This is a genomic window from Glycomyces sambucus, from assembly GCF_900102815.1.
Taxonomy (GTDB): Bacteria; Actinomycetota; Actinomycetes; order Mycobacteriales; family Micromonosporaceae; genus Glycomyces; species Glycomyces sambucus.
Map to the genome: position 1 here is coordinate 256,682 of NZ_FNGF01000004.1, position 12,795 is coordinate 269,476.

Below are 12,795 nucleotides of genomic sequence, written 5' to 3' on the forward strand. Positions count from 1 at the left end.
GCCGTGGTTGACACCGTCTCCGCCGAGTCGCTGCTGCTGCGCGCCGGCCAGGGCGAGGACGAGGCGTTCGCCGAGCTCTACGACCTCATGGCGCCGCGCGCGTACGGCATCTGCCTGCGCGTCCTCCGCGACCGGGCCCAGGCCGAGGAAGTGGCGCAGGAAGTGCTCATCGAGGTGTGGCGCACCGCGGCGCGCTTCGACGCGCAGCGCGGGTCCGCGCTCGCGTGGATCACCACGATCGCCCACCGGCGGGCCGTGGACCGGGTGCGGTCCTCCCAGGCGGCGGGCGACCGCGAGCGGCGCGCGGCGGCCGAGGCGGACTTCACGATGGACCCCGTCGCCGACGCGGCGGCCCGGCGCATCGAGCACCGGCAGGTGCGCCGGTGCCTCAAGGCCCTCACCGAGCTCCAGCACCGGGCGGTCACGCTCGCGTACTACGGCGGGTACACGTACCAGCAGGTCGCGGGGCTCCTCGACGCCGCCGTGCCCACGGTCAAGTCCCGCATCCGGGACGGGCTCGTGAAGCTGCGCGACTGCCTGGAGGCGTCCCGGTGAGCGACGACGTCCACGCCCTCATCGGCGCCTGGGTCCTCGACGCGGTCGAGGACGACGAGCGGCGCCGCATCGAAGCCCATGTGCTGCAATGCGAGTCGTGCGCCCGCGAAGCCGCGGAGCTGCGCGAGGCGGTGGCGCGGCTCTCCGACACCGTCGTGGCCGAACCGCCGCCCGAGCTGCGCGACCGCGTGCTCGCGGGCGCCCGCGGCACCCGCCAGGACCCGGCGGCGGCGCCGCGGCGGCCCCGGCCCGCGCGGCGCACGCGGTGGCGGCACCCGAAGCTGCGGCTCGCGATCGGCGCCGCCGCGCTCGCGGTGGTCGCGGCCTTCGCGGGCGTCTTCGCCACGTGGCAGGTCATGCGGGCCCCGGACGAGGACGGCTCGCAGATGACCGCGGTCCTGGAGGCGCCGGACGCGAACGTGGCCGTGCAGGACGCCGAGGGCGGCGGGCGCGTCACCGTCGTGTACTCCGCCGAGCTCGACCGCGCCGTGGTCGTGGTCTCCGGCCTCGCCGACATCGGCGAGGACCGGTCGTACCAGGTGTGGCTGGTCGACGCGGCGGGCCAGGTCTCGGCCGGGGTGATGGACCCGGGCGACTCCTCGGCGACGATGCTCCTGGACGGCCTCGGGGACACCGAGGTGGTCGGGTTGACGAGCGAACCCGCCGGGGGTTCGGACCAGCCGACCACGCCGATGATCGCCGACCTCGCGCTGCCGGCCTGACCGCACGCCCGCGGTGCGGGCGGGACTCGCGTTACGATGGCCCGCATGTACCTCGTGTCTGGAGCCACCGGCAACGTCGGCGGCGAAGTCGTTCGGGCCCTTGCGGATCGGGGGCTCCCGGTGCGAGCCCTGGTGCGGAGCGCGGCCCGGTGGAAGCCGGTCGCGCACGTCGAGGCGGCCGAGGCCGACCTCAACGAACTCGCGACGCTCGACCCCTGGCTCGACGGCGTGGAGGCGGCGTTCCTGCTGCCCGGCTTCCCCGACATGCCCGGCCTCTACCGCAGGCTCCGGGACGCGGGCGTGCGGCGGGTCGTGCAGCTCTCCGGCAGTTCGGCCGAGAGCGGCGACGGGACCAACGCCGTGACGGCCATGATGCTGGACACCGAGGCCGCGGCCCGCGAGTCGGGGGTGCCGTGGACCGTCGTCCGGCCCAGCGGGTTCATGTCGAACACGCTCCGCTGGCTCCCGCAGCTGCGCGAGGGCGACGTGGTGCGCGCGCCCTGGGGCGAGATCGCCGTGGCGTGCATCGACCCGGCCGACATCGCCGCGGTCGCGGTGGCGGCCTTGACCTCCGAGGGGCACGAGGGCGCCGTCCACCGGATCTCCGGGCCCCGCGCGATGCTCCCGGCCGAGCAGATCGCCGTCCTCGCGCAGGTGCTGGACCGGCCGCTCCGCTTCGAGGGGCTGACCGCCGAGGAGACGCGCGCGGAGCTGGAGGCGACCATGCCGCAGCCGTTCGTGGACGCCTTCCTCGACTTCTACGTCGAGGGCTCGCTGGACGAGTCCCCCGTGTTCTCCACTGTGGAGGATCTGCTCGGCCGCCCGCCGCGGACCTTCGAGCAGTGGGCCGCCGAGCACGCCGACGACTTCCGATGAACGAGGTCCGCGACCGGCTCGCCGACCTCGACCGCCTGGCGCGCAAGCACCGTGTGCCGGGCGCGGCGGTCGCGGTCGCCACCGGCGGCACGACCGCGGTGGCCGCGAGCGGGGTCGTGAACACGCGGACCGGCGTCCCGGTCACGGCCGAGTCGGTGTTCCAGATCCAGTCGATCACGAAGGTCTGGACCGCGACGCTGGTCATGCAGCTCGTGGACGACGGCCTGGTGGCCCTCGGCGACCGGGTGCGGGACCACCTCCCGGCGTTCCGCACGGCCGACGCCGAGGCGAGCGCGCGGATCACCGTGGAGCACCTGCTCACGCACACCGGGGGTTTCGAGGGCGACCTGTGGACGCCGACGACCGCCGGTGACGACGCGTTGCAGCGGCTCGTGGAGGACGAGGTGCCGCGGCTGCCGCAGCAGGAGGCGCCGGGCGCGCGCTACTCCTATTGCAGCGCGGGGATGGCGGTCCTCGGCAGGCTGATCGAGGTGCAGCGGGGGCGGCCGTACGCCGCGGTGCTGCGCGAGCGGCTGGCCGAACCGCTCGGGATCACCGAGATCGCGTTCGACGCCAACGACGCCCTCGCCTTCAGCACGGCGATCGGCCATGTCCCCAAGGGCGACCGCTGGGTGCCGCTACCGGTCTGGGCGACCATGCCCGAGTCGAACCCGGCCGCGGGGAACCGGCTGGCGATGTCGGTGCGGGCGCTCCTGGCCTTCGGCGCGACGCACGCCGCCGACGGCCTCGCTCCTGACAGCACGCGGGTGCTCTCGGAGGACTCGGCCCGCGCGATGCGCGAGGCCCGCGTCCCGATCCTCGCGGCCCCCTCGGCGCCCAAGGCGGTCGGCCTGGGCTGGGAGGTCCTGGGGGGCGGGCCCGTCGTGGGCCACGCGGGCGGCGCGATCGGCTTCGGCGCGATGCTCCACGTCGTCCCCGAGGCCGGGTTCGCGGTGGCGCTGGTGACCAACGGCGGCGACGCCGCCTCGCTCGTGCGCGAACTCGTGGAACCGCTGGTCGAGGAGGTGTCGGGCGCGACCCTGACCGGCCCGGCTCCCGAGCCGGTCTCCCCGGCCGGTCTCGACCACTACACCGGCGTGTACGCCAACGGAACCCAGCGCATCGAGGTCACTGTGGACAATGACGGCCTCAAGGCCGTCATCGACTCCACCGGCGACGCCGCGGCCATGCTCGCCCGCGCCGGACTCCCCCCGGACACCGCCGAGATCCCGCTCCGCAAAGTCGGCCCCGACCTGTTCGCCACGGGCACAGGCAGATACGCGCAGTTCCTCGACACGGCAGACGCTCCCGCCCGCTTCGTACATCTGGGCGGGCGCTCCATTCCCCGCGCCTGAACCCTCCTGCCGCCGTCCCGCCGGTCCACCGCCTCGATTTCACCGCGATCGGCTGGTGGACTGGAGCACAGGAAGCGACGGAGTCCCGTCGCACGGACACAAGGAGGCAACATGCGCAGTCTCGCAAAGGCATTCGCGGCACGCGTCGTCGGCGGCAAGGTCGCCAAGCGCAGCTGGTACAGCCTCTACTACATGGAATAGGCGTGGAACCCGACGGCCGCGGTGCCGGCACGACGCGCGCGACCACCGCAGACCCTTCGCGGCGATCGCCCGTGCCGGGCCCGGCGCCGCGGCCGCTGGGCCTGCCGCCCGACGACTTCGACCGCGACCCGATCGCCAGCCTGAACCGGCTCCGCGGCGAGTACGGCGACGTCTTCGCCTTCGCCGCGGGGAACGTCCTGGTCGCCCGGCCCGCCTGGGTGCACTGGGTGCTGGCCCGCACCAACCGGGAGACCCGCGTCGACGCCCCCGAACCGCCGCCGCGGCTCCAGCGCCAGCCGCTCATCCGCGGTCGGGTCGAGCGGTGGATGGCCGCCAGGCGCACCGCGCAGTGGCACCGCCTCGGCCGCGACATCGCCGAACGCACGGCGCCGCTCATGCGCGCCCGCTTGCAGGAGTTCCTCGACACCGGCCGGCCCCTGCGGCTCGCCGACTGCGAACGGGCCGTGCTCGCCGCGGCCGACCTGGTCTTCGTGCACGACATGGGAGACGATCTGCGCTCGCTCCTCATTCCGGCGGCGGAACTGCTCTTGGAGGAGGGCGCGGCGACCGTCATCCTGCCGCCCTGGATGTCCCTGCGGACCCGCAAGCGCCTGCGCGCCAACGACGTGTGGATCTCGGCGCTGCTCGCCCACGTCAGGACCCGCCGCGCGGCCCGGCGCCCCGGCGAGGCGCCCGCCGACATGCTCGACCTGCTCATCGACGCCGAGGACGAGGACGGGCCGGTGTTCAGCGACCTCGAAGCGGCGCAGACGCTCTCGATCAACCTGGGCAACCTCTACGCCGTGGGCGGCAGCGGACTCGGCTGGCTCCTGACCGCCCATGCCGCGCACGACCTCGCCCGGCCCGCCGGCACCGACCGGGCGGCGTGGGTCGCGGCCGTGGTCAAGGAGACCCTGCGGGCCTACCCGGCGGTCTCGCTCACGAGCCGGACCCTGGTTGAGGAGGCGCACTTCGGCGACGTGACCGTCCCGGCCGGCACGAGCGTGTTCGTGAGTCCTCTGATGCTCCACACCGACCCGCGCTGGTGGCGGTCCGATCCGGGCCGCTTCGACCCGGCGCGGTGGCTGGCCGCCGAAGTCCACGATCCGCACGCGTACGTGCCCTACGGCTCCGGCCCGCGGGTGTGCACCGGCGTCCACATCGCGAACGCCGTGCTCGAGAACGCCGCCGACCTGCTCGCCGACCGGACCGTGACCGCCCGGCCCGGACCCGTGCAGCGCGAATGGAGTGCGATCACGCGGCCGCGGCGGTTCCGGGTGCGGGTGGACTGAGGCTCAGGGCCGGTCCGCTCGGGCAGTGAGCGGGCCGGCCTCGGGAACGCCGCAGGCGGTGTAGCCTGCGGCGGCTTCGCGCAGGTGGTGGCGGGCCGCGTCGGTGTCGCCCAGCGCGTCGGCGAGGCCGTGGTGGGCGCGGGCGAGTTCGTAGGCGTCCTCGTGGGAGCGCGCGAGGGCGGCGGCGCGCTCGTGCTGGGCCACCGCCTCGGCGATCCGGCCGGAGGCGGCCAGGGCGCGGCCGAGGTCGTTGCGGGCGGCCCGTTCGAGCGAGGGGTCGACGAGTTTCACGGCGCAGTGCACGGCGCGGTCGAGGCGGGCGGCGGCCTCGCCGGGCCGGCCCAGGCGCAGGAGGTCCTGGCCGAGTTCGATGAGCGTGTCGGTGACGTCGGCCGTGTCCCCTTCGCCGCCATAGGCTTCGAGTGCGGCGAGGTGAACGGACGCGGCGCGGGACGGGTCGCCGAGTTCGCGGGCGAGGACGCCGCGGAAGGACTCGATGCGGACGCGGTTGTGGTCGTCGCCCGCGTCGAGCCGGGCCTCGGCGGCGTCGAGGCGGCGGCGGACCTCGTCGTGGCGGCCCAGGCGCAGCAGCGGGACGACCATGTTGGTGCGGATGAGCGCGGCGGCCGCAGTGTCCTCGACCTGCTCGGCCAGGGCCAGCGCGGCCTCGTGGACGGCGACGGACTCGGCGAAGCGCCCCGAGCGCCGGTAGAGGACGCCGATGTTGGCGAGGGTGAGGGCCGCGTCGGCGTGCTCGCCGAGTTCGCGCTTGAGCGCGACGGACCGCTCCAGGCGGTCGACCGCCTCCCTGTTGCGCCCGGCGGCGAGGAGCTGGCGGCCGGTGTCGCCGAGCGTGTACGCCTCCTTGCGGCGGTCGCCGGTGCGGCGGGCGACGGCGGAGGCGACGGCGTTGACCTCGGCGTGCGGGGCTATGTCGGAGTCGTGGACGAAGAACGCGTTGAAGGCCGTCGCGAGGTGCCACGCCTCCTCGTCGAACCCGGCCGCCGCGGCGGCGGCCACCGCCGCGGCGAGGTTGCCGCGCTCGGTCTGGAACCACGCCAGGGCCTCGGTCTGGTCGGCGAACCCGGGGAGGGCGAGGTCGTGGAGGGCGGCGCCGTCGCGGTAGCGGCGCTTGTTCGGGTGCAGGCGGGCCGCGGCGCGGTAGGTGAAGTGCAGGTGGAGGTGCACGAGCCGCAGCAGCGCGGCGCGGCGCTCGGCGGCGGGCTCCTCGGCCTCGGCGAGGCGGGCGGCGAAGTGCCGCACCAGGTCGTGGAGGCGGTAGCGGCCGGGCGACCGGGTCTCGGCGAGGTGGACGTCGACGAGGTCTTCGAGCATCGCGGAGGCCCGCTCCTCGCCGGTCCCGGTGAGGGCGGCCGCGGCGTGCGCGTCGGCGTCGTCGCCGGGGGCGATGCCCATGCGGCGCAGCAGGAGCCGGTGGTCGGGGTCGAGTTCGCGGGAGGAGGCGTGCAGGGCGGCGGCGACGCCGCGGTGGCCCATGTCGAGCTCGTCGAGCAGCCGGTCCTCGTCGGCCAGGCGCTCCAGCAGGTCCTCGACCCTCCACTGGGGACGGCTGCGGAGGCGGGCGGCGGCCAGGCCCATCGCCAGCGGCAGGCGCCCGCACCGCTCGGCGACCGCGACGGCCTCGGCGGCGGTGAACCGGCCGCCCGCGGCGAGGCCGAGCATCGCGACCGCCTCGCGCATCGGCGGGGGTTCGAGCGGCACCGAGTGGGTGTCGGGGAGCGCGGAGAGGTCGCGGCGGCTGGTGGCGATGACGAGGCCGTCGGGCGTGCCGGGCAGCAGGGCCTCCACCTGGGCGGCGTCCACGGCGTTGTCGAGCAGGAGCAGGACGCGGCGGCCCGCGAGCGCGCTGCGGTAGGCGGCGGCGAGCTCGTCCACGTCCTCTGGGCGGGCGCGCCCGCCCGGGTCGAGGCTGCGGACGACGCGCGTGAGCACCGAGGCGAGGCCGGGGCGCAGGCCCGGGGCGTCGCTGAACCCGTGGAGGTCCACGAAGAGCTGCCCGTCGGGGTAGCGGTCGGCGAGGACGTGGGCGGCGCGCACGGCGAGGGAGGTCTTGCCGACGCCGGCCATGCCGTGCACGGCGACGACCTCGACTCCGTCGTCGACGGCGGCGAGCAGGGAGGCCAGCGCGGCCTCGCGGCCGGCGAACCCCGCGAGCGAGCGGGGCAGTTCGCGGGGGGCGGCGGGCAGGACGGGGTCGCCTCCGGCGGCGTCGAGGCCGAGGGCCTGGACGAGGAGGCGCAGGGTGCGCGGCTGGGGCCGGGTGCGGCCCGACTCGATGTCGCGGATGGTGCGGATGCCCACGCCCGCCTTGAAGGCGAGTTCTTCTTGGGTCATCATCGCCCGCGTGCGGAGCCGCCGGAGATCGATGCGGGCCGCGGGCCCTGGGTCAGGCATGCCCGCAATGCTAGAGCAGGGTGACGATTCGGGACGCGTTCTGCAGTGCCGGGCGGGGCGGTCCCGCCGGTTTCCCGCCGGTTCGGCGCCTCAGCGGTCGCACCAGCCCCGGGAGGGCGCCGTCGACAGGAACACGATGACGAGGATCGACAGGATGATCCCCGGGCAGGTGTAGGCGATGGCGACGACGTTGGGGCCGTAGGAGGTCGTGGTCTCCAGGCCCGCGCCGGTGTCGGTGGTCGAGGTGACCGGGGCGAGCGCGCCGGCGACGAACCAGGACGCGAGGGCCACCGCGAGGCCGACGGACTCCGCCGCGATCGCGCCGGTCCGGGCGCGGGCGCTGCGGCGCCGGATGCGGACGGCGAAGAGGCCGCGGGCCACGGTCAGCGCGAGGAGGACCGCGCTGGAGACGGCGATGACCGCGCCGAGCCCGGGCTCCAGGCCGTCGTCGGCCCAGGCGGTCGTGAAGTAGCCGCTCACGGGCAGGTACACGCTCCCGCAGGCGCCGACGCCGAGCAGCACCCACAGCAGCACCACGGCCGTCGAGGTGAGGCCGGGCATGCGTGCGGGCGGGAACGGTGCGGCGTGGGACACGGGCGGCCTCTCGTCGGGTGCGGGTCCCCGCCATGATGCCAGCGCGGGGCCGGAACGGCGAGGCGGCGGACCGGCAGGACACCGGCGGGACCCGTGGTTCAGTCGGGACTGGGGATGCGGACCCCGGCGGCGCGGAGCCGGGCCTCGAAGCGGGCGGACAGGCGCGCCATGGCCGGGGTCGGCTCGTCGCCGTGGCGGGCGATGAGCGTGTAGCGGGCGGCGGTGTCGGTGCGGGCGCGCATGGCGGTGACGGTCTTCAGGAGCGCGGGGTCGGCGAGGTACAGGTCGGCCGCGTCGTCGGCGAGGGCGTCGATGCGGGGGTCGTCGGGCGCCCATGCGGCGGCCTCGGCGACGCGCCTGGTCAGGGCCATGAGCCGGGGGTCGTCCAGGGCGTGCGCGAACTGGTCGAGGTAGTCGTCGAAGCCGTCGGGGACGAGGGCCCGGGCGAGGACCCAGCCGTCCCTGGTGGCGGCGGTCTCGGCCTCGGTGTAGCCGAGGCCGCGCATGCGGTCGAGGAGGGCGGCGGCGCGGTCGGGCAGGAGGGCGCGGTCGCCTTCGGCGAGGCGGTCGAGCATGGCGCGGCGGGCCTGCAGCTCGGCGATGCGCTCGTCGAGGCGCCGCCGGACCTCGGCGAGTTCGGTGCCGAAGCGCTCCGGGTCGGCGGCGAGCAGGGGGCCGACCTCGGCGAGCGGCACTCCGGCCGCGGCGAGGGTGCGGGCCTGGACGAGCCGCAGGAGGTCGTCCGAGCCGTAGCGGCGGTACCCGGAGCCGTCGCGTTCGGGCTCGGCGACCAGGCCGAGCTTGTGGTAGTGCCGCACGGTCTTCACCGTGACGCGGACGAACGCGGCGGCCTGGCCGATCGTGACCCCGTTGCGCATGCGTCCATCCTGCCTCGCGGTGCGGGCGCGGCGGCGGTGCCGCCGCGCGGTGGCCGGCCGCGCCCCGCCGGGCGCGGCCGAATCGTCAGCGGTTCCCGAACACCTCGTTGAGGAGGCGCTGCTGGGCGCCTTGGAACGCGGCGGCGACGGACAGCTCGGCGTCGTCCACGCAGTTGAGCGCGGCCGTCAGGGTCTTGGAGCCGTCCGGGGTGCTGTACATGAGCGCGGCGTGGCCGACGGCGGCGCCGTTGTGGGAGACCACGGTCGAGCCGTCCTCTGTGGTCAGGAGGAAGACGCCCATGCCGTAGTCCATGTTCGGGATGCCGGTGGCGACCGGGGTGAGCATGGCCTCGCGCAGGTCGGGCGGCAGGAGGCCGCCGCCGGTGAGCGCGGCGATGAACGTGTGGAGGTCGCGGGTCGTGGCGATCATGTCGCCGCCCGCGCCGACCCAGGAGGGGTCCTGGCGGGTGATGTCCGCAATGGCGTCGCCGTGCCGGTAGTAGGCGCGGGCGTGCGGTTCGGGGAGGTCGGGGCCGTCCGGGATGGAGGTGTGCGACATCCCGAGCGGGTCGAGGACGAGCCGCCGCAGCTCGGCTGCGGCGCTGCGGCCGGTGGCGCGCTCGACGAGGAGGCGGGCGAGCACGTAGTTCGTGTTCGCGTAGCCCCAGCGCGCGCCGGGCTCGAACCGCGCGGGCCGGCTCAGCGCGAGCGCGACCAGGTCCTGCGGCCGGTGCCGCTCGAACCGCCGCTCCAGCCATTCGTTCCCGTTGGGGCCGTAGGGGATGGTGACGCCGAACGCCATCGTCCCGTCCTCGTGCACCTCGCCGGTGAAGTTGAACAGGCCGCTGGTCTGCCGGAGGACCATGCGGACCGTGATCCGGGCGTCGATCGCGAACTCGGGCAGGTACCCCGCGACCGGAGTGTCGAGTTCGATCCTCCCCTCGGCGACGAGCCGCAGCACCATGGCCGCCGTGAACGTCTTGGTGTTGCTGCCGATCCGCACGAAGCCGTCGACCGGCGGCAGGGCGGCCCCGCCGAGCTCGGCGACACCGGCGGCGCCGGTCCACTCGCCGTCCTGGTCGTTGACGCGCACAGCGATCCCGATGATGCCCGGCCCGACCAGCTCCTCGATCGTCTCCTGCAAGTGGTGCGACATGGCGGCCTCCTCAAGCTCCCTCGGCTCCCTGCCGATGCGGGAACCCTCCACCCTGCCCCTGGGTCAAGGTCAACCGTGACCTCCGGCACAGCGGCGGCGTACTACCCTGAACTCCCCCTTCGGAAAGGCGGCCCCATGCGCCGTACCGCAGTCGTACTCGCCGCCGCGACGCTGGTCCTGACCGGATGCTCCGACGAGCCCGCCGAGGTCACCGACGACGACGTCGCGCGGATCGAGCAGAGCCTGGAGCAGGGCTCCGAACTCGCGTGGGAGCTGACCCAGGCCGAGACCCGGGTCGCGGCGACGTGCATGCAGGACCAGGGCTTCACCGTCCACGACCGGAACCTCATGCACGGCATGATGGTCCCCAACCGCTTCGAGGGCTTCGACTCCCCGTACGCCCGCATCCCCACCGTGGAGCAGGCCGGGAAGTTCGGGTTCGGGTACTGGGTGTCCGCGACCGAGACCGATGCGGCCCTGGCGATGCGCGAAGACCTCGACTTCCTCGGCTTCGCCGGCACCGAGGCGGGCTGGGACGACCCGGCCGAGTATGAGGAGTACCAGGAGTGGAGTGCGCTCGGCGAGGAGTACCAGCGCGCGTGGCTGGACGCGTTCCACGGGCCCGAGCGCGCCGCGTACCTGGAGGAGCGGAACTCGGGCGGCGGCAATGAAGCGGCCGACGAGCCGCCGTTCGGCGGGTGCGAGCTGGAGGCGATCGAGATCGTCTACGGCGAACCCGTGCACCACGAGCGCGAGTGGGGCTCGTTCTGGGCCAGGCCGGACCTGGAGAGCCCGCTGACATGGGTGGGCGACGGGGAACTCTACAAGGAGCTGTCGGTGCGGTACATCGACCAGGAGCAGGCGTTCCTCGACTGCGTCGAGGACCGCGGGCACGGCCAGTGGCACTTCGACGACCTCGGCTATCTGCCCGTCCCTTGGTACGTCGGCCAGTTCTACGAGGGCGCCGCCTCGGTCGAAGGCGTCGAGGTCCCGCCCCTCTCCGACGCGGCGGAGGACGCCGACGACCCCGTGGCCTACGAGTTCGCGATGGCCCTCAACTTCGCCGAATGCGCCGAGTCCGCGGGCCTGCGCGAGGACGCCGAGGAGACCTGGGCCCGCATGTACGTCGAGCAGATGATCGACCGCGAATCCGAGGTCTACGCCTGGGAGCAGCAGATCCAGGACTACCTCGCCAACGCCCAGGACCACCTCGCGGGCGGGTAGACCCGCGTTCCGATCAGGGTGAGACGCCGACCGGGGGTCGGTCGGCGTCTCGGGCGGGGGTCACCACTCCCACTGGCGGTCGGTGCGGGGGGAGCGGCCGAAGCCGCGGCGTCCGCCTCGGCGGCCGCCTCCGCCATGGCCTCCGGGGCCTCCCGGTCCCCAGCCGGGGCCGAAGCCGCCCCACGGGCCGGGGCCGTCGAAGCCGAAGGCCATCTGCTTGAACTTGCGCATGTGCGGGTCGAGGCCGTCGGGCAGGTGCGACTCGATCTCGTCGATCACCTTGTCCAGCAGGGCGGCCAACTGCTCCTGCTCCTCCTTGGTCAGCACCGAGAACGGGTCCCCGGCGGGCTCGGCCTCGTGCTGCTCGGCCGCGGCGCGGCCGGCGTCGGTGAGGTCGACCATGCTCGTGCGCCGGTCCTCGGCACTGGGCTCGCGCCGGACCAGGCCGGCGTCCTCCAGCTTGGTGAGCAGTTCGCCCAGCGACTGCGAGCGGATGCCCAGCAGGTACGCGAGCTCCTTCTGCGCGATGGGCGACTGGAGCGAGAGCAGGTGCAGGACGCGGCCCTGGCCCTGGTAGGCGCCGCCGCGCGGGTGGCGGCCGCGGAGCTGCGCGTCGCTGCGGCGCAGCAGCATGAGCAGGTACGGGAGGCGCGCGGTCAGGTTGAGCCCGTCGTCGTCCCAGTCCCCGGCGCGCTCGTCGCGCGGGGCGGTGTCGTCGTGTTCGTTCGACATGATCGTTCCTTTCGGTCCGGACCTCCGGTCGTTCCGAAGGTTCCTTCATACATCGTAAACGAAGGAGCCTTCGAATGACAACAGGTTCCTTCGATTATTTGCAGGACCCTCCGGTTCTTGCTGCGGCAGCCCCTGCCACCAGGCAGTCCCTGCCTAGGATGTGCGCATGGACTCCGACACCGGCCCCGGCATGCAGGCGCGCAAGAAGCTCAAGGCGATGCACCGCATCCAGGAGGCCGCCCTCGACCTGTTCGAGGCGCACGGCTTCGACCAGGTCGCCATGGAGGCCGTCGCCGCCGCCGCCGACGTCTCGCCGCGGACCGTCTACCGGTACTTCGGCACCAAGGAGATGCTGGTCATCTGGGACGAGGGCGACGAGCAGCCGCCGAGCCCGCTCACCGCCTACTTCGGCGGCGACGACCCGCTCCGCGCGCTCCGGGACGTGCTCACCGCCGCCGTCGCCGCGATGGGCGAGGACGACCTCCGGCAGGCCGAGCGGCGCCTGTCGCTCGTCTACGCCAACCCCGCGGTCGAGGCCGCGTTCATCCTCCACGCGTACGAGAAGTCCCGCGGCATCGCCGCCGCCCTCGCCGCCGACGAGGACCGCTTCGAGACCCAGGTCTTCGTCCACGCCTTCGTCGGCGCCCTCGTCGGCGCCATGCGCCACTGGTGGCGCTCGGGCTTCGACGGCCCGCCCTTCGCCTTCATCGACCGCGCCCTGACCCTCCTCGAACACGGCTTCGCCCCCGCCGGGCCCTGACGCCCCGGTGTCGCGAACCCGACGCCCCGTCGCGC

At 74.5% G+C, this 12,795-nt stretch carries 12 protein-coding genes; 7 read left to right on the plus strand and 5 right to left on the minus strand.

From position 1 onward, the window contains the following. The first annotated feature begins 3 nt into the window (after window positions 1-3). From sigK to BLS99_RS13705, 5 genes are all read left to right on the plus strand, one after another. Window positions 4-555 (plus strand): ECF RNA polymerase sigma factor SigK, encoded by a 552-nt coding sequence (sigK, locus tag BLS99_RS13685; protein WP_245712248.1) that lies wholly within the window; start codon window positions 4-6, stop codon window positions 553-555. After that, the gene (locus BLS99_RS13690) at window positions 552-1,277 is read left to right on the plus strand and encodes an anti-sigma factor (RefSeq protein WP_091051435.1); all 726 of its coding nucleotides are present in this window, start codon (window positions 552-554) and stop codon (window positions 1,275-1,277) included. The genes sigK and BLS99_RS13690 overlap by 4 nt, the downstream gene beginning before the upstream one ends. A 45-nt stretch (window positions 1,278-1,322) precedes the next feature. Beyond that, window positions 1,323-2,153 carry an NAD(P)H-binding protein gene (locus BLS99_RS13695; protein ID WP_091050401.1) on the plus strand — a complete coding sequence of 277 codons (831 nt, stop codon included), beginning with the start codon at window positions 1,323-1,325 and terminating at the stop codon, window positions 2,151-2,153. After that, entirely contained in the window at window positions 2,150-3,508 is a 1,359-nt protein-coding gene (locus BLS99_RS13700) for a serine hydrolase (RefSeq protein WP_091050404.1), read from the plus strand. The genes BLS99_RS13695 and BLS99_RS13700 overlap by 4 nt, the downstream gene beginning before the upstream one ends. A 272-nt stretch (window positions 3,509-3,780) precedes the next feature. Next, complete coding sequence (locus tag BLS99_RS13705; protein WP_143034794.1) at window positions 3,781-5,001, plus strand: cytochrome P450; 1,221 nt, start codon at window positions 3,781-3,783, stop codon at window positions 4,999-5,001. 3 nt (window positions 5,002-5,004) lie between these two features. Here BLS99_RS13705 and BLS99_RS13710 read toward each other — a convergent pair whose 3' ends face one another. The 4 genes from BLS99_RS13710 to BLS99_RS13725 form a co-directional block, all read right to left on the minus strand. Continuing rightward, window positions 5,005-7,416, minus strand: a complete 2,412-nt coding sequence (locus tag BLS99_RS13710; protein ID WP_091050409.1) for an ATP-binding protein — start codon at window positions 7,414-7,416, stop codon at window positions 5,005-5,007. 90 nt (window positions 7,417-7,506) lie between these two features. Beyond that, complete coding sequence (locus tag BLS99_RS13715; protein ID WP_091050412.1) at window positions 7,507-8,010, minus strand: hypothetical protein; 504 nt, start codon at window positions 8,008-8,010, stop codon at window positions 7,507-7,509. Between the two features lie 98 nt (window positions 8,011-8,108). Then, the gene (locus BLS99_RS13720; RefSeq protein WP_091050416.1) at window positions 8,109-8,888 is read right to left on the minus strand and encodes a MerR family transcriptional regulator; all 780 of its coding nucleotides are present in this window, start codon (window positions 8,886-8,888) and stop codon (window positions 8,109-8,111) included. An 85-nt stretch (window positions 8,889-8,973) separates the two neighbouring features. Continuing rightward, the gene (locus BLS99_RS13725) at window positions 8,974-10,044 is read right to left on the minus strand and encodes a serine hydrolase domain-containing protein (RefSeq protein WP_091050419.1); all 1,071 of its coding nucleotides are present in this window, start codon (window positions 10,042-10,044) and stop codon (window positions 8,974-8,976) included. Window positions 10,045-10,179: 135 nt separating this feature from the next. On the opposite strand from BLS99_RS13725, the gene BLS99_RS13730 reads away from it, so the two are divergent. Then, window positions 10,180-11,268 carry a hypothetical protein gene (locus tag BLS99_RS13730; protein WP_091050422.1) on the plus strand — a complete coding sequence of 363 codons (1,089 nt, stop codon included), beginning with the start codon at window positions 10,180-10,182 and terminating at the stop codon, window positions 11,266-11,268. 60 nt (window positions 11,269-11,328) lie between these two features. On the opposite strand, the gene BLS99_RS13735 is transcribed toward BLS99_RS13730, so the two are convergent. Next, window positions 11,329-12,000 carry a MarR family winged helix-turn-helix transcriptional regulator gene (locus tag BLS99_RS13735; protein WP_091050426.1) on the minus strand — a complete coding sequence of 224 codons (672 nt, stop codon included), beginning with the start codon at window positions 11,998-12,000 and terminating at the stop codon, window positions 11,329-11,331. A gap of 166 nt (window positions 12,001-12,166) precedes the next feature. On the opposite strand from BLS99_RS13735, the gene BLS99_RS26240 reads away from it, so the two are divergent. Further along, window positions 12,167-12,760: a TetR family transcriptional regulator gene (locus tag BLS99_RS26240; protein ID WP_091050429.1), complete on the plus strand. Its 594-nt coding sequence runs from the start codon at window positions 12,167-12,169 to the stop codon at window positions 12,758-12,760. Window positions 12,761-12,795: the final 35 nt, after the last annotated feature.

What these genes read in the sequence shown, in the direction of transcription:
- BLS99_RS13695 (WP_091050401.1), top strand. Translation starts at nt 1,323, where the DNA reads ATGTACCTCGTGTCTGGAGCCACCGGCAACGTCGGCGGCGAAGTCGTT.
- BLS99_RS13700 (WP_091050404.1), top strand. Translation starts at nt 2,150, where the DNA reads ATGAACGAGGTCCGCGACCGGCTCGCCGACCTCGACCGCCTGGCGCGC.
- BLS99_RS13710 (WP_091050409.1), bottom strand. Translation starts at nt 7,416, where the DNA reads ATGCCTGACCCAGGGCCCGCGGCCCGCATCGATCTCCGGCGGCTCCGC.
- BLS99_RS13720 (WP_091050416.1), bottom strand. Translation starts at nt 8,888, where the DNA reads ATGCGCAACGGGGTCACGATCGGCCAGGCCGCCGCGTTCGTCCGCGTC.
- BLS99_RS13725 (WP_091050419.1), bottom strand. Translation starts at nt 10,044, where the DNA reads ATGTCGCACCACTTGCAGGAGACGATCGAGGAGCTGGTCGGGCCGGGC.
- BLS99_RS13730 (WP_091050422.1), top strand. Translation starts at nt 10,180, where the DNA reads ATGCGCCGTACCGCAGTCGTACTCGCCGCCGCGACGCTGGTCCTGACC.
- BLS99_RS13735 (WP_091050426.1), bottom strand. Translation starts at nt 12,000, where the DNA reads ATGTCGAACGAACACGACGACACCGCCCCGCGCGACGAGCGCGCCGGG.
- BLS99_RS26240 (WP_091050429.1), top strand. Translation starts at nt 12,167, where the DNA reads ATGGACTCCGACACCGGCCCCGGCATGCAGGCGCGCAAGAAGCTCAAG.